This is a genomic window from Polaromonas sp. (assembly GCF_012927455.1).
Taxonomy (GTDB): domain Bacteria; phylum Pseudomonadota; class Gammaproteobacteria; order Burkholderiales; family Burkholderiaceae_C; genus Polaromonas.
In genome coordinates, this window is the sequence record NZ_JABBPE010000005.1 from 212222 (window position 1) to 236170 (window position 23949).

At 54.3% G+C, this 23949-nt stretch carries 21 protein-coding genes; all 21 read right to left on the minus strand.

Features of this window, described 5'->3' with window-relative positions; translation table 11 throughout:
- Positions 1-14: 14 nt before the first annotated feature.
- Positions 15-1232 carry a glycosyltransferase family 4 protein gene (locus HHJ18_RS06945; RefSeq protein WP_296913137.1) on the minus strand — a complete coding sequence of 406 codons (1218 nt, stop codon included), beginning with the start codon at positions 1230-1232 and terminating at the stop codon, positions 15-17.
- Complete coding sequence (locus HHJ18_RS06950) at positions 1232-2368, minus strand: UDP-N-acetyl glucosamine 2-epimerase (RefSeq protein ID WP_296913140.1); 1137 nt, start codon at positions 2366-2368, stop codon at positions 1232-1234. The genes HHJ18_RS06945 and HHJ18_RS06950 overlap by 1 nt, the downstream gene beginning before the upstream one ends.
- Before the next feature lie 204 nt (positions 2369-2572).
- Complete coding sequence (locus tag HHJ18_RS06955) at positions 2573-3700, minus strand: capsular polysaccharide biosynthesis protein CapF (RefSeq protein WP_296913143.1); 1128 nt, start codon at positions 3698-3700, stop codon at positions 2573-2575.
- A gap of 4 nt (positions 3701-3704) precedes the next feature.
- On the minus strand, positions 3705-4748 hold the full coding sequence (locus HHJ18_RS06960; protein ID WP_296913146.1) for a polysaccharide biosynthesis protein: 1044 nt from the start codon (positions 4746-4748) through the stop codon (positions 3705-3707).
- A 34-nt stretch (positions 4749-4782) separates the two neighbouring features.
- Positions 4783-5571, minus strand: coding sequence for an AglZ/HisF2 family acetamidino modification protein (locus HHJ18_RS06965; protein ID WP_296913149.1), 789 nt, complete (start codon positions 5569-5571; stop codon positions 4783-4785).
- Between the two features lie 3 nt (positions 5572-5574).
- Positions 5575-6189 carry an imidazole glycerol phosphate synthase subunit HisH gene (hisH, locus tag HHJ18_RS06970; protein WP_296913153.1) on the minus strand — a complete coding sequence of 205 codons (615 nt, stop codon included), beginning with the start codon at positions 6187-6189 and terminating at the stop codon, positions 5575-5577.
- Positions 6186-7322: an N-acetyl sugar amidotransferase gene (locus HHJ18_RS06975; protein ID WP_296913156.1), complete on the minus strand. Its 1137-nt coding sequence runs from the start codon at positions 7320-7322 to the stop codon at positions 6186-6188. Before HHJ18_RS06975 ends, hisH begins: the two co-directional genes overlap by 4 nt.
- A 136-nt stretch (positions 7323-7458) precedes the next feature.
- Positions 7459-8553, minus strand: coding sequence for a glycosyltransferase family 4 protein (locus HHJ18_RS06980; RefSeq protein ID WP_296913159.1), 1095 nt, complete (start codon positions 8551-8553; stop codon positions 7459-7461).
- A gap of 25 nt (positions 8554-8578) precedes the next feature.
- Positions 8579-9673 (minus strand): glycosyltransferase family 4 protein, encoded by a 1095-nt coding sequence (locus HHJ18_RS06985; RefSeq protein ID WP_296913162.1) that lies wholly within the window; start codon positions 9671-9673, stop codon positions 8579-8581.
- Between the two features lie 367 nt (positions 9674-10040).
- Positions 10041-11168, minus strand: a complete 1128-nt coding sequence (locus HHJ18_RS06990) for a hypothetical protein (protein ID WP_296913164.1) — start codon at positions 11166-11168, stop codon at positions 10041-10043.
- A gap of 780 nt (positions 11169-11948) precedes the next feature.
- Positions 11949-12848, minus strand: a complete 900-nt coding sequence (locus HHJ18_RS06995) for a hypothetical protein (RefSeq protein ID WP_296913167.1) — start codon at positions 12846-12848, stop codon at positions 11949-11951.
- Entirely contained in the window at positions 12845-13897 is a 1053-nt protein-coding gene (gene pseI, locus HHJ18_RS07000) for a pseudaminic acid synthase (protein WP_296913171.1), read from the minus strand. Before pseI ends, HHJ18_RS06995 begins: the two co-directional genes overlap by 4 nt.
- The gene (locus HHJ18_RS07005; protein ID WP_296913174.1) at positions 13897-14535 is read right to left on the minus strand and encodes a hypothetical protein; all 639 of its coding nucleotides are present in this window, start codon (positions 14533-14535) and stop codon (positions 13897-13899) included. The genes pseI and HHJ18_RS07005 overlap by 1 nt, the downstream gene beginning before the upstream one ends.
- On the minus strand, positions 14532-15674 hold the full coding sequence (pseG, locus tag HHJ18_RS07010) for a UDP-2,4-diacetamido-2,4,6-trideoxy-beta-L-altropyranose hydrolase (protein WP_296913177.1): 1143 nt from the start codon (positions 15672-15674) through the stop codon (positions 14532-14534). Before pseG ends, HHJ18_RS07005 begins: the two co-directional genes overlap by 4 nt.
- Positions 15671-16381: a pseudaminic acid cytidylyltransferase gene (pseF, locus tag HHJ18_RS07015; protein WP_296913180.1), complete on the minus strand. Its 711-nt coding sequence runs from the start codon at positions 16379-16381 to the stop codon at positions 15671-15673. Before pseF ends, pseG begins: the two co-directional genes overlap by 4 nt.
- Positions 16378-17538 (minus strand): UDP-4-amino-4,6-dideoxy-N-acetyl-beta-L-altrosamine transaminase, encoded by a 1161-nt coding sequence (pseC, locus tag HHJ18_RS07020; protein ID WP_296913183.1) that lies wholly within the window; start codon positions 17536-17538, stop codon positions 16378-16380. Before pseC ends, pseF begins: the two co-directional genes overlap by 4 nt.
- 83 nt (positions 17539-17621) lie before the next feature.
- A complete protein-coding gene (locus tag HHJ18_RS07025) occupies positions 17622-18878 on the minus strand; it encodes a hypothetical protein (protein ID WP_296913186.1) in 1257 nt (418 codons plus the stop codon).
- A gap of 355 nt (positions 18879-19233) precedes the next feature.
- Positions 19234-20343 (minus strand): glycosyltransferase, encoded by a 1110-nt coding sequence (locus HHJ18_RS07030; protein ID WP_296913188.1) that lies wholly within the window; start codon positions 20341-20343, stop codon positions 19234-19236.
- Between the two features lie 36 nt (positions 20344-20379).
- The gene (gene uppS, locus HHJ18_RS07035; RefSeq protein ID WP_296913190.1) at positions 20380-21132 is read right to left on the minus strand and encodes a polyprenyl diphosphate synthase; all 753 of its coding nucleotides are present in this window, start codon (positions 21130-21132) and stop codon (positions 20380-20382) included.
- A 12-nt stretch (positions 21133-21144) separates the two neighbouring features.
- The gene (locus HHJ18_RS07040) at positions 21145-23391 is read right to left on the minus strand and encodes a polysaccharide biosynthesis tyrosine autokinase (protein WP_296913192.1); all 2247 of its coding nucleotides are present in this window, start codon (positions 23389-23391) and stop codon (positions 21145-21147) included.
- 32 nt (positions 23392-23423) lie between these two features.
- Positions 23424-23858 carry a low molecular weight protein-tyrosine-phosphatase gene (locus tag HHJ18_RS07045; RefSeq protein WP_296913194.1) on the minus strand — a complete coding sequence of 145 codons (435 nt, stop codon included), beginning with the start codon at positions 23856-23858 and terminating at the stop codon, positions 23424-23426.
- Positions 23859-23949: the final 91 nt, after the last annotated feature.

Genomic DNA, 23949 nt, shown 5'->3' on the forward strand with positions numbered 1-23949 from the left:
AGTCCGGGAAGTCTTCACACTGCTGCCTTAACAATCAAAGCAGACGTAATCTGCCTCACCACCGCTTCGGGCGCAAAAAGCCTGGCTGACAGCGCTTTACAACGCTCCGGCAACCCGGAATCGGCCTTGATTTCGTCCACCAGACGGCCTACCAAAGCTTCCAGGCTGGCAACGGACTGATCCGTACACACCCGCCCTACCCGCTCACGCTCAATCATCTGGATCAAGTCATTGCCCGGGTTGATGCTTGCCAGCACCGGCAGGCCGGCCTGCATATAGGTCAAAAACTTGCCGGGAACATTGTGGGTCTTGTGGCGCGGGTCCAGCGCCACGATGCCTGCATGGCATTGCGCGTACAGGCCCGGAATCTCCTCGGGCTCTATCTCGTCATAAAACACCACATTGCCAAGCCCGCGCCGAATGGCCTCTTCGCGCAAAATTTTGGCGTCGCTGCCCCGGCCGACAAAAAGAAACCCGATATCGTCCCGACTGCGCAGCCGCTCAGCCAAGTCAATCAAGATGCCCATGCCCTGCGCCACACCCATGTTGCCGGCATACACAAAGATGGTGCGCCCGGCCAGCGCGCTGTTGGCCACCGAAATGCTGCAGCCCGTGTTGGCGGCGTGGGCCAGCCAGTTTTGCAGCACCTCGACCTGCTGGCCCGGCTTTAACCCGGCCTTGCTGAAGTAAGGCAAATTGGCCGGCGTCTGCACGCCGATGACGTTGGCGACTGAATATTGATAGCGCTCGATGGCCTTGAAAAACCGATAAGGCAGGCCGCGCCCCAGCAAGCCCATATCCACCGCCCACTCGGGAAAAATGTCGCGAATGATCAGGTAACTGCGGCAGGCGCTGGCTTTCTTGAGCGAATTCGCCATCGGCCCCAAAAAAATGGTCGGCGAATACCACACGACGCCGTCCCAGCGCACACCAGCCAGCGGGCTTTTGCCAAGACTGCGCAGCATGGCGAAGGGCATCAAAAGCTCGCTGAGGGTGCGCCGCACGTAACCCATGTCCTTAGTTCTGGGGGCCTTCAACCTCAGCACCTCGACACCGTTCATGTCCTCAAGCTGCCAGGGCTGCCCGATATCCGAGGCCGGGATCATGACGGTGAGTTTGTGGCCCTGCCTGACCAGCTCATGCGACAGGTCCCGCAACTGCACCGCGCCCGAAGAACGAAGCGGTGGAAAGACATCGGCGATCAGGGCAAGGCGCAGCGATTTCCCCGTCATCAGTATTTCTTCCACACCACGCGGTTCACATAGTCGGTATAGCTGTGAATGATGCGCAGCACCTTGTCAGACACATTGGGCATGCTGTAGTCGGCCACCTGCCGCAAGCCACGGGTTTCACCGCGGGGCTGCGTGGTCAAAATGGCCAGGCCCTGGCGCACCCGGTCAACTTCCAGCCCCACCATCATCACGGCGGCCTCTTCCATGCCTTCGGGCCGCTCATGCGCCTCGCGCAGGTTCAGCGCCGGAAAGTTCAGAATCGACGACTCTTCATTGATAGTGCCGCTGTCTGACAGCGAGGCGCGTGCCGACAGCTGCAGCTTCACGTAGTCATGAAAGCCCAGAGGCTTGAGCAGCCGCACCTGCGGATGAAAGACGGCGCCCGTCGCGTCAATACGCTTTTGCGTGCGCGGATGGGTGGAGACGATCACCGGCAAGCCGTGGTCTTCGGCCACCGCATTGAGCACCGCCACCAGCTTGATGAAGGACTGGGTTGATTCAATGTTTTCCTCGCGATGGGCGCTGACCACAAAGTATTGCCCTTGCTGCAGGCCCAGACGCTGCAGCACGTCGGACGCGTCGATGCGCGGCCTGTAATGCGTCAGCACCTCAAACATCGGGCTGCCAGTCTTGATGACCAGATCAGGCGGCAAGCCCTCGCGCAGCAAATAGTCACGCGCAATCGTGCTGTACGTCATGTTCACATCGGCCGTGTGGTCGACGATGCGGCGGTTGGTTTCCTCAGGCACGCGCTGGTCAAAGCAGCGGTTGCCCGCTTCCATGTGAAAGATCGGGATCTTGCGGCGCTTGGCCGGTATCACCGACAGGCAGCTGTTGGTGTCGCCCAGCACCAGCATGGCCTCGGGCTGCACTTCGGCCAGCACCTGGTCCACCGCAATGATCAGGTTGCCAATGGTGTGCACCGCACTGGTGGCGTTGGCGGCACTATTCAAGAAATGATCGGGTTTGCGCACGCCCAGGTCGTCAAAAAAGACCTGGTTCAGTTCGTAGTCGTAGTTTTGCCCCGTGTGCACCAGGATGTGTTCGCAATGCTCGTCCAGCCGCGCCAGTACGCGCGACAGGCGAATGATTTCGGGCCGCGTGCCGACCACCGTCATAATTTTGAGTTTTTTCATGATTACAAGTAAGTAGAAAGCAATTCATGGACTGCCACGGCCTGCGGCCTCGCAGTGACGAAAGAGAGGATCGCAGCGTTGCTGATCGCCGTTCCCGTCATCGCGAGCGCAGCGCGGCAATCCATGACTGCGCTTTTGCGACGATGGATCGCCACGGCCTGCGGCCTCGCGATGACGAAGGTATTTTGTTGATTCCAACGTTCCTTAGAGCGCGCAGGCAAAGGTATCCGGCCGGGCGCGGTCAAACACCTCGTTAGCCCACAGCATCACGACCATCTCGTCATTGCCTATGTTGGTGATGTCGTGCGTCCAGCCGGGCACGGTTTCCACAATTTCAGGCTTGTCGCCACTGGTGACCAACTCATGCGCCTGACCAGTCTGCATGTGGCGAAACTTGAAGCGCGCCTGGCCCTTGATCACCAGAAATTTTTCGGTCTTGCTGTGGTGGTAATGCCCGCCCCGGGTAATGCCGGGGTGCGCCGTGAAGTAAGAAAACTGCCCCGCATCAGGCGTCTTGAGCATTTCCACAAACACGCCGCGCGGGTCGCCATGCTGCGGCACGGCGTAGGCAAACAGCTCCACCGGCAGGTAGCTCACGTAAGTGGCATACAGCGCCCGTACCAGCCCGCTGCCCACGCGCTCGGTCATCAGAGTGTCGCGACTGTCTTTGAAAGCCTGAATCTGCCGCGCCAGCTCGCCCACAGTGGTGCTGTATTGCGGCGACACGGTGGCAAAGCCATCTGCACGCACGGCAGCATCAGCGCCGTCCATCAACTGCACAAAGCGCTCAATCACATCGTCCACATACACCAGCGCGACGGGTGCGGCCGGGTCGTTCACCTGTATGGGCAGGCCGCGCGCGATGTTGTGGCAAAACGTGGCCACCGCCGAGTTGTAGTTGGGCTTGCACCATTTGCCGAACACATTGGGCAGCCGGAAGATATGCACCGGAACTTGGTGGCTGCGCGCTGCGGCCCGCAAGGCGTCTTCGGCCCCGCGCTTGCTCCGGCCATAGGGGTTATCGGACTCCGCCTGGGCGGACGAGGTGTAGACGATGGGCACCGGCTGGCCGGTTGCCTCAGCCATCGCGCTAACGGCCCGGCACAGGGCCTGCGTCAAATCCACATTGCCCGACACAAACTCCTGCGGGTCTTGCGGGCGGTTAACCCCCGCCAGGTGAAACACAAAATTCACGCCTTGCAGCAGCGCGGGCAGCTGGGCCACGTCATCGCCACGGGTAAAGCTCACCACCTGCACGTCCTTGCGCTCGGCCAGTTGCAACTGCAGGTTTTTACCGACGAAGCCATTGGCCCCGCTGATCAGCACCTTCATGGGCTTAGTCCTCTGCCAACACATGTTCACCGCGCGCAATGCGCTGCATGAAGTCGAGCTTCAGCAGCAGCGCCTTCATGCCCGCTACATCCAGCCGGGTGGTGTTGTGCGAGTGGTATTCCTCGCTGTGCGAGCTTTGCGTCAGGCGCTCGTCGCCCTGTTCCACAAACTTGGCGTAGTTCAAATCGCGGCCATCGGGTGGCACGCGGAAGTACTCGCCCCGGTCTTCGGCGCAGGCCATTTCTTCGCGGCTTAGCAGCGCTTCATACAGCTTTTCACCGTGGCGGGTGCCAATCTCGCGTACCTCATGCTCGGGCTTACGCATTAGCGCCAGGATGGCCTGGGTCAGCACCTGCACCGTGGCGGCCGGTGCCTTTTGCACAAAAATGTCGCCATTGTTGCCATGCTCAAAGGCATACAGCACCAGGTCCACCGCATCGGCCAACGTCATCATGAAGCGCGTCATGGCCGGGTCAGTCACGGTAACCGGCTTGCCGGCCAGCACCTGCTCGACAAACAGCGGAATCACCGAGCCGCGCGAGGCCATCACATTGCCATAACGCGTGCCGCAAATCACGGTATTGGTGCCTTCCAGGTTGCGGCTGGCCGCCACCATGACCTTCTCCATCATGGCCTTGCTGATGCCCATGGCGTTGATGGGGTACACCGCCTTGTCAGTACTCAGGCACACCACGCGCTGCACACCGGCCGCAATGGCCGCTTCCAACACATTTTCAGTGCCCAGCACATTGGTGCGCACCGCCTGCATAGGATGAAATTCACAAGATGGAACCTGTTTGAGCGCCGCCGCGTGAAAGACATAGTCAACCCCGCGCATGGCTGAGGCCACGCTGTGCCGATCGCGCACATCGCCAATGTAAAACTTGAGCTTGGGATGGTTGTAGCGCTTGCGCATGTCATCCTGCTTTTTCTCGTCGCGGCTGAAGATGCGGATTTCCGAGATCTTGGTGTCAAGGAAGCGCTTGAGAACGGCGTTGCCGAAGGAGCCCGTACCGCCGGTAATGAGGAGTGTTTTATCAGTAAACATGTAGTTCTAAGTGTCAGCCAAAGTGTTGTGCTTATTAAGGTTTCGAAGAAAGTGCTTCTCGGATGATCTGGTCTTTTTGCGCGGGCGTGGGATAGTTGATCAACACAGCGCGGTACGTCCCCTTAAAGACAAAAAGGCCACCAGCAGACGCCCCCACCACACCACAAGTGTTGATCAGTGCGCCAATGTGGTCCAGGGAGCCAGCACCGCCCAAAATCGTGATGGGAATCTTCACGGCTTCGCGCAGCTTGCGGGCCAGGTTCAAATCGTAGCCCTTCATCTGGCCGTCCTGGTCAATCGAGTTGATCACGATCTCGCCAGCGCCTGCCGCCTCAAACTTGCGTGCAAGTTCCATCGCACTGATTTTTCGATTCATGGTGCCGTTATGGGTCCAGACTTCATAGTCTTTGCTGAGCAGCCCCGTCTTACGCACATCCAGCACCACGACCACGCTCTGACGGCCAATCTCTTCAGCAACGCGCGTTACCAAGCCTGGGTCATCAATCGCTGCGGCACTGATGGCGATTTTCTCTACGCCCAACCCAATAATGCGTTTTGCCTGCTCTGAAGTCTTGATGCCACCGCCGTAGCACAAAGGCATGCGGCACTCTGCAGCCAAATGGGCGATCATCTGGTAGTCGGGCTCTACGCCGTTGACAGTGGCGTCAATGTCGAGCACCACCAACTCGTCGGCTTCTTTCTCGTTGAATATCTTGACCGCGTTGATCGGGTCGCCCACATATTTGGGGTTCTTGAATTCAGTGGTTTTGACCAATCCGCCTTCATGCACCAACAGGCAGGGAATAATTCTTGGGCGCAGCATCAGTCAGGCCTCCGCAAAGTTTTTCAGCAGCGTCGCACCGTAGTGGTGACTCTTTTCAGGGTGAAACTGCACCCCATGCACATTGCCGGAACGCACGGCACAGCTGAAGTCAAGCCCATAGTTTGCAGTGGCGGCAATGCTGTCGCTGGACGCGCATTCAAAAAAGAATGAATGAAGGAAGTAGAACCTTGCGTCGCTCTCCAAGCCTTTAAACAGGGTTGAGTTGGCGTTAGGCGACACATCGTTCCAGCCCATATGAGGCAATGGGAGCTGGGCTGGGCCTGGGTCAGACTGGAAACTCCTCACCCGCCCCGGCACCCAAGCCAGGCCAGGTAATTGCCCCTCATCGCTGGCGTCAGCCAGTATCTGCATACCTACGCAAATGCCCAAAACAGGCACCTTGAGCCCCAGCACCAGTTCTTCCAACTTTGGGCGCATGCCCGATGCATGCAACAGCTCCATCGCATGATCAAATGCCCCCACACCCGGAAGAATGATTTTGCTGGCGCCCTCCAGCTCAGCAGCGGTCTTGGCCACCATTGCTGGCAGATTCGTGCACTTGAAGATGTTGGTAAAGGCGCTGATGTTTCCAAGCCCGTAGTCAACGATCTTGATCATCGAATGATTGCCTTTTGAATTCCCAGGGCACGCAGCACCTTGGTACCCAGTTCGATCATGGGCATGCTGGACTTGTAATCCAGATAACTCTTGTTCTTGCCCGCCATGAGCTCTTGCAACTCTGCCACAGTAAGCCCCAGCTTGGTGGCGATGTACTCAAAGTCTTGCGCCACCGTTTCTTCGTCGTAAGCCGTCTTGGAAATCTTCTCTAGCGCGTCCTCGCGCGTCAGCTGCCCGGTCAGAACCAGGCTGGAAAAGTGCGCACGGCGTTTGTCGAAGCCAAACTTTGTCGGCAGCCAGTAACCCTCATAAAACCGGGTAAAGCGCGAGTCATAGTGTTTATGCGCAAATTTCTGCCAGCCGAACTTATCGACCAGGTCCTGTATAACTTCATCCTTGATGTAAGGCACGCAGTTAAGCGGCTTGACAACCTGTATGCCCTTCACAAATCGGTAATAGAGTTTGAAGGTGAAGATGTCGCACAAGGGAAAGGTCTTGAGCGGGCGTGTACCAAAGCTGCGGTGGATATCCTTCAGTTGTCGCAGGTCAGACGCATGATAGTGCCACTCCAGAGGCTCCCGAACGCACTCGGTGGAGTAATTCGCACCGGTCAAAATATATTTGAAGCCATTCTTTGCTGCAAAGTTATACAAGGATGCGAAAAAAGCGTGATCCTGCGGCGTATCAATATGTGGAACCTGGGCCTTGAAGAAGGCCAGTTGCAGGTCCTTCATTTCCAGCCAGTTAATCACTTCTGTATGCAGATCAAAGCCTAGTCCATCAACCATTTTTTCAATGTTGTTGACAGCCTGTTGCGAGTTCCAGCCGGCATCAACGTGAAACAGCAGCGGGCGCAAGCCGTATTGCTTGGCCAGATAAGCGACGTGTGAACTGTCTACCCCACCGCTGAGGCCAATAAGGCAATCATGGTCTTTGCCTTTGCCGTCGCGCTTAATACGCTCCACCGTAGTCAGCAACTTCTGCCGACCACGCTCATCCGGGTGCCAGTGCGGCAGTATCTTCGTGTGGTAGTTGTTGCAATAGTCACACCATCCTTTTTCGTCGAACGTGATGTTCGAGTCGCTGGTGTCCATGATGCAGTTGGAGCAAATTTGATAACGGCGCAGTGTCATGAAAGTTTATTAACCAGATTATTTTGAAACAAAATTGAACCGTCTTGTGCCACCGTGGCGTATAAAAAATAAGATAATTTTCTAACTGTTAACGGAAATGGACAGCTACACCCATAAAGAGAATTCGTGATAGATATTATTTCAGCTGCTCCACAATATGGACAAGCCTGGCGTTGTAACGGTCGGTACGATACAACTCATCCGCTTCAGCACGGTTATTCAATGCCATGCGGCACAAGGCGGCAGGCTCCGCCACTGCGCGCTCTATTGCCTGCCGAATCGAGTCAGGTGATCGTTTTTCAACACAGTAGCCGTTTCGACCATTGGCGAAAACATCAAGAATTCCACTGTGATCAGTCGTCATCACAGCGCACCCGGAGGCATAGGCTTCCAGTATGCTGATCGGCTGCCCTTCGTAAGGGTAGTAAGTAGGCAAGCAGAATAAATGCGCGTCGCGAAATAGCTCTAACTTGCGAACACCGCCGACAATGCCGTGATATCGCAGTTGGGAGATACCGTCAATCGAACTCAAAAACTCATTCTTCTTTTCTTGCGACTGGAAACCGCCTGCAAAGTCGATTTGTACTTGTTCACGCGTATTACTGTCGAGCGATTTGTAGGCCTCAACCATCTCGATATATCCCTTTCCTGATATCAGGTTGCTGAGAAAAAGCAAACGAAGGGGCGCGACTCTATCAAACTTAAGACAAATGGTTGCCTCGTCCACAAACAGTGGGTCCACAGCGAAGTTCGGAACGACATGAATACGGTCGACCGGCGCGATGCCTTCGAATATGTCGACATGTCTAGCGCCCAGCACGATCACGGCACCGATACGACCAAAAAAAAATCTATTCAGTGCCCGGAGTATTCTGTTGGAAGGCTTGAAAAGCTCACGCATACCGGCGCCACCATGTAGATGCACAGCCATACGGGGTAACTTGTCGAAGCAGGCAAGGTAGATCAAAATATCCTTAAAATTCCCAGAGATCGATTGCGAGATCGTGAAATAGATACAGTCTGCCATCCTGCTTTTTCGCCGTGCCTGCCAAATGTAGGCTAATACCTCGCCAATACGTCCAAGTGAGTCGATTCCTGAACTGAAATCTCGCTTGCTTAGGTTTATAACGTCGACAGTATATTTTTTGCTGAGCTCATCAAGGAAGATTTGGCAGGCTAGCGACTGACCGGTCACCGGTTCAGGCAAGGGACCAATAAATAGCATTCTCATAGTGCAGACGACCGGGAAAAGAATATCACTTCAGACATTCAAGAATTTGTATAAGCCTAGCGTTGTAACGGTCGGTCCGATACAACCCATCTGCTTCAGCACGGTTGTTCAATGCCATGCGGCACAAGGCGGCAGGCTCTGCCACTGCGCGTTCTATTGCCTGCCGAATCGAGTCAGGTGACCGCTTTTCAACGCAGTAGCCGTTTTGACCATTGGCAAAAACATCAAGAATTCCACTGTGATCAGTCGTCATCACCGCACAACCTGAAGCATAAGCTTCCAGGATGCTGATCGGTTGTCCTTCGTAAGGGTAGTAAGTAGGCAAACAGAATAAATGCGCCTCACGAAATAACTCCAACTTGCGAGCTCCGCGGACAATACCGTGGTACTGCACTTGGGGGATGCCGTCAATTGAATGCAGGAATTCCTTCTTATGGTCATCTGACTGGAATCCCCCTGCGAAGTCGATTTGTACTCTGGCGCGCGTATTAACATCAAGAGATTTGTAGGCCTCAAGCAACTCGATATACCCTTTCCCGGGTATCAGATTGCTGAGAAACAGCAATCGAAGCGGATCAATTTTGTCGAACTTCAGACGAGTGGGCGCCTCATCAACGAACAGCGAGTCCTCTGCAAAGTTCGGCGCAATATGAATGCGGTCGACCGGTGCGATGCCTTCGAATATGTCGACATGTCTAGCGCCCAGCACGATCACGGCACCGATACGACCAAAAAAAAATCTATTCAGTGCCCGGAGTATTCTGTTGGAAGGCTTCAGAAGCTCACGCATACCGGCACCGCCATGAAGATGCACAGCCATGCCTGACAACTTGTCGAAGCAGGCAAGATAGATGAGAATATCTTTTAAATTACCGGCTACTGACTCCGATATCGTGAAATAGATGCAGTCAGCCGTCCGACTCTTTCGCCATGCATGCCAGATGAAGGCCAACACCTCGCGAATACGCCCAAGTGAGTCGATTCCTGAACTGAAATTTCGCTTGCTTAGGTTTATGACATTGACAGTATGTTTTTTACTAATTTCATCAAAAAATATTTGGCAAGCTAGCGACTGACCGGTTATCGGTTCTGGAAGTGGGCCTATAAATAAAAACTTCATTAACAGGTCTTACGCAAAAAGTGGAAATATTTTCGCTGCGGAAATTTATGCATATCGACTCCATGATTATTTTCTCATCGGGATTGGTTCCCTGGTGGGGTTTCCGCAGTGGTTAACAATCCCAGCTTTTACGAAGTATTTATCTCGCTGGAGTGTGTCTGACAATTCGCTTACCCATTTTTAGCACTTGCAGTGATTCGCTTGCGCTTCTCGTGCTTTCTGTACTTAATATCTTTACTTTCCTGACGCTTCACCCCCATGCGGCATTCCTTCCCCGCCCTCTCTGGGTGCCAGTTACAAGGTTTATACACAAAAGGGAGCATCCGTTTTAAATATCCGTTCAAACAGTTGCGATTACATGTTTTACTCACTTAACTTGATGCGTAAATACAAATTGGTCAGTTTCATCCTGACTACTAGATTGAGTAAATAGGCCCCGGCCGATGAATTTATACAGAATTAATAGTATCGAGACAACTACCAATCCAGGGATAACAATTAGTTTTGCGGCAAACCAGAGTATAGTGCCAGCCAAATAAAATTTCCATAAAAGCAACGCAAAAATGAAATTTTGCATTTTAATATATTTTACAATTTTCGCTTGAATAGTTCCAAAGAAATACGAGAAAAGGGAATGGATTAATAGTGCGGCGGGCAAGCCCCACAGAAGAACTGGAAGTGCAGGCATGAAGCCGGTTAGGCCCGCCCCGGATTCTTTGTATGCATGGAATAAATGAGTTGGAAGATATCGCAAAGAGATGTAATCCTCACCACTCAAAAAAGTTCCACACCCAAAAAAGCATTGCCAGTTTGCTCCAGAAAGTAGGATAGAGCTGCCCTCGTTCATCACACTCCACATTAACTGCGCCTGAAGTGCAATTCTTGAAAGAATGAATATCTCGTCTTTCCCCTCCTTGACATAGCTAAAGATGACAAGAGAAATTACGGCTAGCAACATTAGAAATCCAAGTATAAAAAATTTAATATTTATTTTTGGCGCCGCTCCAAATCCCACGGAAACAAATAGCCACATTGTCAAATATATTATGTATACGGAGAATTTTTCGCCGAGCAATATTATAGAGAAAAAGATATATACGAAAATTAGGATAATTGGAATTGCTGTATTCTTTTTTTCGTGCTTTTGGTTGAAGTATAAATAAGCACAAAAGAAAAAGGACTGACTTATTACACTTGCAAATACGCTTAAGGGCGATGGAATAATTTGAGTCCAAAACGTAACTCTATCAACCCCCAAAAACATCGGGGCAGAGTACTTTAAAAGAATTAGTGTGGCCGATGTCAGAGATATTGCGATAGTCCCAGCAATAATTCGCTTAGTAGTTTTTCTGCCTAATCTCGGCGCCGGCCTTCTTACATTGATACTCATGCTTCTGCTATACGAGGCGTGGGAACATTCCAAGCCTGCTATAAGAAAAATCATTAATACCCAGAAAAGTCCATTTGGTTTTCCTGTTTCACCGACTTCAATCATTGGCACTCGGAAAGATATGATTGCCGCGCTGATTAGGAGGCCAATAAATGTGTATATTTGGTAAAAGTTGACTAGTAAAAAAGTATTTGACCGCTTGTGGTGTGATCTCAAGTATATAAACAAATATAGAACTGCTGCACCGTAAGTAAAGTACAAATAGCCGTCACTTCCAAGGCGTGGCTCTAGAAATATCATTAACGGAAATAAGATTATCGCAATAATCCTATAATAATAGTGGGCTATATTCTTTTTCCCTCTTTCGTTTTCTTTGTTAATAATTTTCTTCATGATTTGAATTGACGGCTGCTGAGCCGGCGAACAGTCGGTCTTAGGGATACTTATTAGTTTTCGCCTGTGGCTCATTCGTTGCCCCCTGCCAGTTTAGTTTATTGTCCCGATGGATCTTTCGCTTTGTGAATTTTCACCTCTGTCCATTGTTGAAGTATTTAATGTTAAAAGGCTCATCTATTTCAGGCATAGGTACTTACCCCGGACAAGGCGAATCCACTTGGGCAATACCAATTTTCCGTTATATCGCAAGATTAATCGGGCACTCAACCAGTTTATGTTTTTGCAAATAATTTTTGGTTGCCCAAGAGAAAGTTTGTACCCCATCGGGGTCAAAAACATTAGGCTTCTTGTGCGTTTTTCGCACTGAATCTGCCACGCCTGAATACATCTCACAGAATGCAAAAACTGAACTGGCTAACAGGCTGCTGAAATACCTACTGTTCATTTAAAGAAAGCTTTTTTTGGATCACTTTGTCATATGACACTAGGTTAATTTTTGCACGGAATCCGTAAGTCTATGAATTTTGTCGAGTTACTATTTACGTAACGTGCAACACTCGAACCATGATGAAATATAGTAATCTTTTCGTATAGAGTCTGTAGTTTTGATATCAACAGTTCCGCAGGTATTCCATTTGGGCAGACTATAAAGTCAGATCGAATGTTTGTATGATCAATCTTTATGTGAGGGTGAAGCTTTAGTATTTTTGTACTTTTGCTGTTTTGAATAAAATCAAGGTCGCTTGGGCTAAAGCACCAGTTTGACAAATATATGACACATTCAATGCTTTTTTCTATCTTTAATTTTTTAATAAAATTAGTTCCATCAAAGATGGCGATTAAAAACTCGTCATTTTGCTCTATAACCTCTGAAACATTGAGATTAATTTGTACGATTGATTTGGCAGGTTTTGATACACTTAGTCTGTAATATTCTGGAGAGTATAGAAAAATTCCATCTATTTTATTATGTCCCCCATTATTGATTGCCACTCCAATTTTAGAGAAAATTCTTTTTTTGATACCTGTATACAGGTCATCTCGATATGTACCAGCACCTTCCTCAAATACATAAATTTTACTTCTCGGAGTTGTGAAGTTTAGGCGATTCAGTCTTATGCTTGTTCGAAACCCAATATCCCAATGTATAAAAATTTCTTCGTATTTATTTTTCTCAGCAAAAAGAAATGCTTTCTTGTAGTCACCAAATAGCATGTAGTTGATGCCACTGGTTGACAGATTATTAAATCTGCTAACAACTTCTGCCGCCCCATGGAAGCAGTTTGCAACCAAAATATCATTTACACAATCATCTTCTAATTGATCTAAAATAGCAAAAACGATTAATATTTGAAGTGGACGTTCGACAATAAACACACGTCTTTTCATTTGTATATATTTTCTAGCAGAACGGGTTCATTTTCACCAACATCTGACTTTACGTGTTTGCCAATTAATTGTTTGACATATTTAGGGGAAGCACCGTATCCTGGCCTGACACTCCTAATCGCCTCACTCGTAACTACGTCACCGGCCTTTAATGCCTTGACAAAATAGAGCGAGCGCCGGAATTTCACATTCCCCTGCTCGCTGGACTTGCGGCCATAGTCCACGCATCCAAGCGCCGCCCAGGCCGTCTTGCTGTCTTTGCACAGCGCAGCCAGTTCCAGAGGTTCGAGCGAGAAACTGTCGTCCGGCCCGCCGCCTTTCCGGTCCAGCGTGAAATGCTTTTCGATGATGGATGCGCCCATGGCTACGCTGGTGATGGCTGTGGTGTTGTCCAGAGTGTGGTCAGAAAGACCGACGGTTAATCCAAAGCGCTGGATCATGTCGGGAATGGTGCTCAGGTTGTAGTCTTCTGCGGGTGCGGGGTAGCCGCTGACGCAGTGCAGGATGGCCAGTTCTTTGCAGCCGCCTTCGCGCGCTGCGTCAATCGCTTCCTGAATCTCTTGGGCATCAGCCATACCCGTGGAAATGATCATGGGTTTGCCGGTGCGGGCGACGTATTTAATCAATGCGTGATCGACCGCTTCAAAAGATGCGATTTTGTAGGCCGGTGCGTTCAGGTCTTCCAGCAGATCGACGGCGGTGTTGTCAAACGGTGAGCTGAAGATGGTGATGCCGTGCTTGCGGGCGTGCGCAAACAGCGGGGCGTGCCACTCCCACGGCATGTGGGCTTCTTCATACAGCTCGTACAGCGTTCTTCCGTCCCATAGGCCGCCGCGAATGCGAAAGTCTTCAGAGTCGCAGTTCAGGGTAATGGTGTCGGGGCGGTAGGTCTGCAACTTGACGGCGTCGGCACCCGCCTGTTTGGCGGCCTCAATGAGTTTGAATGCGGTTTCAATGTTGCCGTTGTGGTTGGCGGACATTTCGGCAATGACGTAGGGCGGCATTTCTGCCCCAATCACTCGACCGTCAATTGAAATTGTTTTAGACATTAGGCTTTTTCCAATCGGATGATGTATTTGTGACCATGCAGCTCGAAGTAAGCAGGGAATCTTTCGGGATCACAGACCCGAATAAGATTGAACTGATCTTGGATGCTTTTTTCAGGGTCAATTTTGCTGTCTGCAGGAGTTCGCCTTGGAAGGTAAGTTGGTGGAATCGTTGCTGATTGAGGCGTCGGTTTAATCACCTCGCAGTTTTCCACGGCAAAGTCCATGAGCATGAGTTCAGCCTTAAATATCGCGTGATTTATTTCATCGCACAATGCATCGTTACCAACGTTGATTTGTACTTTCTTCCAGATGGCGCCGGTATCGACTTTGTTCTCCGCTTCAAGTAGGGTTACTGTGACTTCTGTCGCTCCGCCGAGTATTTGCCAGATATGCGGACTCCACCCTCGTCCCAGTGGCAAGTCGCTGGCGTGAATAACTAATGTTTTTGCGTATGAGCTTCGATCCACCTCGCTCACTATTTCCGAGCAGGAAATCAGAAACAACAAGGCACCACCCCTCAAGTCGGCCTTCTTTCGAACAAGATCAATTTGATGTTGTTCCTGATGCCTGACGATCCATGATTGAAGGTAAGAGTTGACTGGATGCACAGCGGAACTGCACAAGATTGTGATTTTCATGACGAAGATTTGTCTAACATTTGATCAGCTACCAAATTTGTGCCACAGCCAGTAGTCACATTTGAGGCAGCGTGGCTAAGGTTCATAAGAGCAATTTCATTGCTAACAAGGTTCACGATTGCATTTTTAAGCTCGGTTGCAAACTGAGCGTCTTTGTGTATGTCCAGAGTAATGGCGGCGCATGCATGCTCAAGAGCAGTCGCAATATCACGCTGGTTATCAGCCAGCACCACCATCAAAGTCGGCAAGCCCAGGCAGCACCGCTCCCACGATGTACTGCCCGCCGCACCAATCGCCAGATCACTGTCGGCCATGCGCCTGGCCATGTCGTTGACGTTGACCACCACTTCGGTAGGCCAGGGCATTTGTGCCGCCAGTTCGCGGACGTTTTGCAACCAGGGCGCCGTCAGGCCCATGACCACGGTGATGTGGCATTCAGCTGGCAAAGCGCAGGTTTTGAGGGCCTGCAGCACCTGCCCGGTGGCGTTGGGTTGATCGACGCCGCCCATGGTGATGAGCAACTGGCGCAAGGCGGGCTGCGCCTTGCGGCGCTGCAGACTGTAGGGGCGCAGTGCCGCAAACTCCGGGCGCAACAAGGCGTAGTGCGGGCCGGTGAGCACCTGGCAGTGCGCAGGCATCCACTGGACGTAGTGCTCGGGCTGGCGGCCCAGATTTTGGTCAAGCAGCAGGTCGCAGCGGTGGGGACGATCTGCCAGGTCGTCTATGACCAGCAGTTTGCGGTAATGGGGCGCAAGCGCCTCTTCCCAGCGCTGGTCAAGGGCGTAATGGTCTACCACCAGCCAGTCGGGCTGCAGGCGGGCCAGGATGTCGCCAGTTTCTTGCGCATCGGTCTGCCAGGTGCTGCCTAGCCAGGCTGCATGGGTGGGTTTTTGCTGCAGATCTGGCACTTTTTTTGCTATGTTTTTAATAGCTTCTTGCGCTTGCTGCACGGGCGCTACAAGGCTATTTGCCTTATAACCGCGCTGGCGTATGGCTTCAAGCAGGTGGCCAGGGTGTGCCCGGCTGATGAAGTGGCATTGCGCTCCCTGTGCACGAAGCGCATCTGCCAGCGTCAGGCAGCGCATGACGTGGCCACTGCCCATTTGAAGGGAGGCATCGGCGCGGAAGGCGATTTTCATGCTTGCGGTGCGCTGTTGGTTTGCGCTTGCAGGGCCTTGAACATCCATTCGGCCCGCGCCCAGTCTTCGGGCGTGTCGATGTCTTGCACCCGATGCCGGGGCAGCATGACCGGCGCGGCGGCCGAGCTAAAAATCATTCGCCCCTGCAGCCAGGCGTCTGCGCGGCCCCAGTAGAACTGGCCTGCGTCGTGATACGCCCCTTCAAGGTCTTGCGAGCGGGTGTTGAAGTGCTCGGGGTTGAACATGCCGACACGGCCAGCCGGTGTGATGCGGATGGCACGCTGGATCGGGAAAGCGTAGCTGGTCACTGAGAAAGCGTAGTCGCTGCCCGTTTCGCCAAGCACGACGAGACCCCGGCGCAGATCGTCAGCGCCGACAAAGGGTGCGGTCGCATACAGGCAGCAGACCTGTTTCGGTGTTTGCCCCTGCATTGCAAACCAGTCGATGGCATGCGCAATAACGGCTGTGGTGCCGGTGTGGTCGTCCGACAGTTCAGTTGGGCGCGTAAATGGCACTTGAGCGCCGCACTGCCGGGCAACTTCGGCAATTTCGGCATCGTCGGTGGACACCACTATTTCGTCAAAGCAGCCGCTTTGCAGCGCAGCCTCAATCGACCACGCAATCATCGGCTTGCCGCAAAACGGTTTAATGTTCTTGCGGGGAATGCGCTTGCTGCCGCCGCGCGCAGGAATGACGGCAAGCCTCATGCGCCAAGCGTTTCGCGCAAGCAACTGACCACTTCGTCTTGCTGCGCTTCAGACATGACGGGGTACATGGGAATGCTGATGGCTTCAGCGTAGTAGCGCTCTGCCTCTGGAAACTGGCCTACCTGGAAGCCCATATTTTGGTAATACGGCTGGGTGTGTACCGGGATGTAGTGCAGATTGACGATGATGTCTTTTGCACGCAGGGCTTCAAACACTTGCAGGTGGGTTTCCTGGATTCTGTCCAGCTGCAGGCGAATGACATACAGATGCAGGCCGGAGTAGCCGTCTGGGTGTTGCCAGGGTGTGGTGACCGGCAGGTCTTTTAACAACTCGTCATAGCGCCGGGCCAATTCGTGGCGGCGGGCGACGTATTGCTCCAGACGGTTCATTTGGCTGGCACCCAGTGCGCCTTGCAGGTCTGTCATGCGGTAGTTGTAGCCCAGCGCGACTTGCTGGTAGTACCAGGGGCCGTCCATGCCTTTGGTCATTAAGGCCGAGTCGCGGGTAATGCCGTGGCTGCGCAGCAGGCCCAGGCGCTCTGCCAACTTGTCATCGTTAGTCAGTGCCATGCCGCCCTCGGCAGTGGTGATGATCTTGACGGGGTGAAAGCTGAACACCGTAATGTCGCTAAAGCGGCAGTTGCCAATGGGCTCGCCCAAGTATTTGCCGCCTATGGCGTGCGATGCATCTTCAATGATCTTGAAGCCATAGCGCTGGGCCAAGGCATGGATGGCCTGCATGTCGCAAGGCTGTCCGCACAAGTGAACCGGCACCACGATTTTGGGCAGGCGGCCGGCTTTTTCTGCGGCAATGAGCTTTTGCTCCAGCGCCCGCGGGCAAAGGTTGTAGGTGCGCGGGTCAATGTCTACAAAATCAACTTGCGCGCCGCAGTACAGGCCGCAGTTGGCCGAGGCTACAAAGGTATTGGGCGTGGTCCACAGCCAGTCGCCAAGCCCAAGACCGAGTGCCAGGCAGGCAATGTGCAGTGCAGACGTAGCGCTGTTAACGCCCAGCGCGTGTTTGGCCTGGCAATGGCTGAGCACGGCTTGCTCAAAGCGCGGAACCGCAGGCCCTTGCGTGAGGTGGGTGGAGTGCAGCACTTCCACCACGGCGTCGATGTCTGCTTGGGTAATGTCTTGGCGACCGTAAGGAATCATGGGTGGGAGGCTTTCGATAGGATTTTTAAGCGGTATTTGTGGGCGCGACTCTTGTAGCCGCGCGACTCTTGGATTGGGGGTGGTCACGCCTGCGCAGAACGGTACTGCAAGGGGGTGAACCTGAAAAAAGCCCATGCCTTCCAGATCAGGATGATGGTAAAGGCTGCACACAAGCCAAGCGGAACGGCCACCATCGGCCAGCGCTGGGAAAACAGCCCTGTTGCGATGACGAAAACGAAAAGACTGGCCAGGTGGCTGTGAATGATGGGCCGGTCAAGTCTTTGCGCATACAGCGCGAAATGCGGAACCATACCCAGCGCGTAGAGAACCATGGCAATTAGCACCCAAGGGTATAAATATTGCTTTGCCGAATACAGCGGATTGCCCAGCCAGCTTAACAAGGGCGAGAGCAGCAGCAAGCTCACAACGGAAAAGGCCACCGAGAGCATTACCGTATGGATTAGCAAGGTGCGCACGCCTTTGTAGAACGCGGCAGGCTGATTCTTTTGATAAGCGCTAATCAGGCCTGGGTAGCTGAAGGCAAACACGCCGGCATCCAGGAAAGCCATCAATGTGCCGGCAATGCCCATAAACAGAACATAGGCCCCCACAACCTCAAGCCCCCCGAGTGACTGGAGCCAATAGCGGTCTAGCGTAAAAACTCCGCGAAGTGCAAGAGTCGCTATCAAAAACGGGATAGAGACCTTCAGACCGGCAACAATCCAGCGCCAATCGATCTTTTTGTGCCAGCCGGCAATGCGAAGCTGGGTTAGGCGATAAGCACCCGCTAGAACAGCGACCAGACCGGCTACCATCCACGCGCCGAGAACGTAGTCTAACGAGCGTGTCGTCGGCTCGATGGCCATCAGCGCAGTAACTGCTATGGCCCATGTACCTTGCCGAATGAAAAGTATCACGCTGGCTAACAATTGTTCAGAAATTGCAATCAGCAAGCGCCCCAGTTCCTGGTTCAGATGCTCAAGAACCAGCAGCACAAAGAACCACCCGGCAAGGCTCCAGGGCAGCAATCCCTTGAAAAATATCAGGGTCAGTAAAGGGATGAACACGGCATACAGCAGCAGCGATAGTGCGCCCTGGTCTTTAAGCAACCCGCCCCATTCGCTGCGTTCACGCTTGAGCACCTCACGAGTCGTGAACGTGTAAAAGTCAAAACCCAACAAATACAAAGAGTAGCCAATGGTGGCTGTAAGCAGGCCGTACAGACCTAGTTGGGCGGGTTCGAGAAATCGAGCCAGAAAAAAAATTAAAAGAAATCTGCTTGCCAGCGTTGCTCCGTGCAAGGCGACGTTCAGCGCTCGAACTCGATTGGAAGTGCCCATCCTTTGCTAGATCAAATGAAACTGAGGCGGGGCCTGACGTGTGGCGCCAGGATGGGAGCCAAAGGCGGGGAGACTTTCAGGGGCATGGACTGTTGAATTTCTATGAGGTTTATCGAGCATCGCCTTGCGGCTTCAAAGCTCTGCTTCGCGCAGCGACAGCCGACATTAGCGAATGGGCTGACGCTGCTTGCTCTGTTTTTTATAGCTGCTTGCGCCCGTGGTGTATGGGCTAGAGGCTGATTTGATCGGTATTTTTGCCGGTACGCTGCGTGGGGATGGATTGCCGCGCTGCGGCTGCTCCAGGAAAGCGGTCAACGGCGCGTAACGGCGCCGCCACAAAAGATGAGGGGTTGAATCATGCGGCGCTGGTTTTTGCAGCCAAAGTGGCTGCTTTAAAGCACCAGCGGAACTGCGTCAACCGCGCATAGACCACTGAGTACAGCAGCGCACACACCGCAAAGCCCAGCACCAGCGCCGGCGTATGGGTGGGCAGGTTGACGGCAATGATGGCAGGCAGGAATGCGGCGGTCCACATCAATGCGCCAGTGACCGAGTTGCGCAACAGATTGCTGGCGCGGGGCAAAAGCGCCCGCACCACGCGGCGCTTGACAAGGCTGTGCAGGTGCAGGCGGTCGGCATCGCCAGGGCTGAGCTTGCGCCGACGGCGCCGGGCGATGCTGAAGAACACTTCCAGTACGGGGTAGCCGCATGCCAGCATGGGGGCCCAGGCCGAGACCTCGGGGTGGCGCGCCAGCAGCAGCACCGCCAGCCAGGCCACGGCAAAGCCGACAAAGTAAGCGCCACCGTCTCCCAGAAAGATCTTGCCTAAAGGCCAGTTGACCAAGGCAAAGCCCAGCACGGCGCCGGCCAGAATCAGCGAGGTGTAGGCCAGGTCAGCGTCGCCCAGCGCGGTGGCCATGAAGCCGAAGCTGGTCAGGATGATGATGACGGTGCCGGCCGCCAAGCCGTTGAAACCGTCGATGATGTTGATGGCATTGGCCACGCCGCCCACCGCAAAGGCCGTGAAGGCCACCGACACCACGGTAATGCCTAGCAGCCAGTCCAGCCCCGGCAGATTGGCATCGGTAATCGACAGGCCGGTAATGCCAAAGCCCAGCACGCCGCACGCCATGGTGGCCAGCAGGCGGGTGCGTACGCTGACGCGTTTGGTCAGGTCTTCAAGCAGCCCAAAAACAAAGGCCGGGCTGCCGGCCAGCAGCAAGGGCCCCAGCAGGCTTTGGCGGCTGGGGTGCGCCAGCGCATAGCCAGCCAGCACACCTAATGCGATGGCAGCGCCGCCGACACGGGTGGTAGGGTGGATGTGAAACTTCTGCACGCCCAGGGTGCTGTCCATGCTGAAATGGCCATGTTGGTGCTGGGTGGCCACCAGCAGCATGGCCGCCATCAATGCAACACCACCGGCCAAGAGCGCCGACCAGGGAAGAAGGCTTAAAAAATTTTGCATGATGGTTTAACCAGGGTTAGCCGAAATTAGCCGGGGTTAGCCGGCGGCAAGCTCACTGATGGGGCTTGTGGCATTGGCCCCGCCAAAGCGGCGATCGCGCTGGGCATACCAGGCGAGGGCCTGGTCGAGCGACCCGGAATTGAAATCGGGCCACAGGGCGTCGGTGAAATAAAGCTCGGTATAGGCGCTTTGCCACAGCATGAAGTTGCTGATGCGCGACTCGCCGCCGGTGCGAATCAGCAGCTCGGGGTCGGGCGCGTCGGCCAGGCTCAGGTAGGGTTGCAGGGCGTCTTCGGTCAGTACATTCACGGGCGGCTGAGGTTGGGCTGCCTGCCAGGCTTGAACGGCTTGCAGCATGTCCCAGCGGCCGCCGTAGTTGGCGGCAATGGTCAGCGTGATGGTGCTGTTGTCGGCCGTCATGGCCTCGACGTTAGCCATCAGCGCCTGCAGCCGCGCATCAAAGGCGCTGCGGTCGCCAATGATTTTCAGGCGCACGCCCTTTTTGTGCATGTCGCTGGCTTCTTTTTGCAGGTAGAGCAAAAACAGGCCCATCAGGCTGGTCACCTCTTCGGCCGGCCGCTTCCAGTTTTCAGTGCTGAAGGCAAACAGCGTAAGCCAGCGCACGCCGCGCGCAGAACACGCTTCAACCAGGCTGCGCACGCGTTTGGCACCGCTGGCGTGGCCAATGGCTTTTGGCAGGCCGCGCTGGCGGGCCCAGCGGCGATTGCCGTCCATGATGACGGCGATGTGCTGCGGCACGGTTGTGGTGGTTAGCGAAGCCTGGTGCATGGTATTGAGGGCTCAGTACTTGTAGTTGGTGTAGCGGTATTTACCGTATTTGTTGCCCATGCCGTAGCCGTAGCGGCGCTTGGTGATGTTGAGCCCGTTGAAAATGACGCCCTTGGCCTGGGCGCCACTTTGGGCCAGGCGTTTGACCGATTCCTGCAGCTCGCTCAGGCTGGTCACCTCGGCGCGGGCCACCAGAAACACTGCACCCACCAGGGGCGCCAAAATCGCTGTGTCCGAGGCAACGAGCACAGGCGCGGAGTCAATAATGACCAGGTCGTACTGCGTGGCGACTTGCCGCAACAACTGCTGGGCGGTGCCTGTCATGAGCAGCTCGGCCGGATTGGGCGGCAGCTGGCCGGTGGTCAGAAAATCGACGTTGGGTAGGACTTGCCGGTGCAGTGCGTCTTCCAGCTTGACGCTGCTGCAGATAAGCTCGCTCAGGCCTTTACCGCGGGCCATGCCAAAGTACTGATTCAGGTGGCCTTTGCGCAGGTCGGCGTCGATCAGCAGTACTTTTTTATTGGCCGCGCCCAGCACCGCGGCAAAGTTGATGCTGGTGAACGACTTGCCAATGCCCGGCGTGGGGCCGGTGATCAGCACGACGTTGTTGGCGGCGTCCAGCATGGCGAACTGCAGGGCGGTGCGCAGGCTGCGCAGGCTTTCGATGGCCGGGTCTTCCGGCGCCGCGATTGCCAGGACATGGTTTCCGGCGGCTTTGCCTTTGACCTTTTTGACCAGCAGCGCCTGATCCGGGCTGAACGGAATGGTTGAAAACACATGCAATCCGGCATGCTGTTCTATGTCCGCGGGGTCTTTGATGCCAGGGCGCAGGCTATTGCGCAGGAATGCGAGCGCCAGGCCAGCCAACAGGCCCAGCACCCCCGCCAATGCCAGCACAGTCTGGCGCTGGGGTTTGACCGGGACCTCGGGTACCGCCGCCGCATCGACGATGCGTACGTTGCCAACCTTGCCTTCCTTGACCAGCTGCAGCTGCTGCGAGCTGTTGAGCAAGCTGGCGTAAAGCTCGGTGTTGACCTTCAGGTCGCGCGTGAGGCGCAGCAAGTCTTGTTCGACATTGGGGAAGGCCTTGACCCGGCCATTGATTGCACCCAGTTCGGCGTTGATGTTTTTGATTTGCGCATCGACGGTTTGAATGCTGGGGTGTTGTGCAGTAAAGCGGGTTTCGAGGTCTTTGCGCTTTTGCTGCAATTCAAGCAGGGAGGTTTGCAGCTTGACGGATTGCTCAAGCACCAGCTTGGCCTCGGTCGTCAGATCGAAGGCGCTGTTGCGGTTGCGAAACTGGTTAAATTTATTTTCAGACTCTTCAATCCTGGCGCGCAATTGCGGCAAATTGTTGCCAAGAAAGCTTAATGTTTTCTCGGCTTCGGCAACCTTGCGCGCCACGTTCTGGCGAACGTACAAGGTGCCGATTTCGTTCAAGGTCCAGGCGATTTTTTCGGGTTCAGGGCCATTCAGACTGGTAAGAATCACGCCGGACTGACGGCCTTGCTCGGTAATAGCCAGGGAGCGTTGCAGCTCTTCAATCACCCCAAGGCGCGAAAAGCGCTTGAGGTAAAACTCGGCCCCGGGTTTGGCGACCGCTTCAGTGATCAAGAGTTGGCCTTTTTGACCCGCGTCTACAAACTCAAGCGTGGTTCCAAAGATGCCTTTTGCCAGAGTTTCACCCTTAGGCGAGATGAGGTCGTAGCCGGCGGCGGTGATGAGCACCGAAAATCGCTCGCCCTCCGACTTGCGCGGAACGTCAAAAGCGCCGACCTTCAGCGACTCGTTGCCGCTGACGTAGCCGCTCAGGCCCAGCAATCCGGGATTGGACGGTTCTGTGGCGCGGCGCGCCAGCCAGCCCCCAATCATGGGAGTGTATTTGGGCTGGATGCTCAAATCGAGTTGCAGGTTTTGTACTGCCTGCCCCACCACCAGGCGGGAACGCAATATTTCCATTTCGGCCGTGGCGGGGGAGCGGATCTCAAACAGGCTGGACGCCTCGCCCAGCGCGCTGGAGGCGGCGCCACCGCCTGGCTTGCTCTCTTCGACCTGGATCAGGGTGTTCGCTTCGTAAATCGGCGTGCTTAAAAACGCATAGCCGCCGCCCAGCAAAAGGGCCAGTGCGGTGACGGCGGCGATGAGCCAGCGGCTGTCGAGCACCACGTCAAGCAGGTCTAACAGGTTAATCTCGTCGTCTTCAGCCTCGTCGGGTAAGGGAAGCTGTACGGGGGGGAAATTCTGTAGTCGGGAGTTCATTCGCTGATTGCTATTTCTAATGGGGGGCGGTTTCAGCCCAATTGCCGGATGCGCGGGGCCCAGTCGGCGACGCCGCGGGCGATGCGGGCATAGGCAGCTTCGAACGCAGGCTTGGGTTGTTGGTAAGGATCGGCAATATCGAACTGGCCGAGCTCGCCGAGACGGAAGACTTTGCCGCGCACCAGCGGATACTGCTGCTCGATCTGGGTTTTATGACCTTGTTCCATGACCAGAATCATGTCGGCGCTTTGGCACATCCAGCTGACCAGTTGCTGGGCGCGGTGGGCCGACAAATCCAGGCCATGCGCCGCCGCCACTTCTACAGATAGCTGGTCGGCCGGGTGACCGACCAGCGCACCAAGTCCGGCGGACCAGACGGTTTTTTCAGGAAACTGCTGTTTGAGTAAGGCTTCAGCGATGGGGCTGCGGCAGATATTGCCAATACACAGCGTCAGGATGTGGTTCATGAAATGGTCATGAAAAGGTGAAGAGGCGCGTAGCTGCGAGGCGATCCGTGGCGATTCATGGCGGTTATGGATTGCCGCGTTGCGCTCGCCA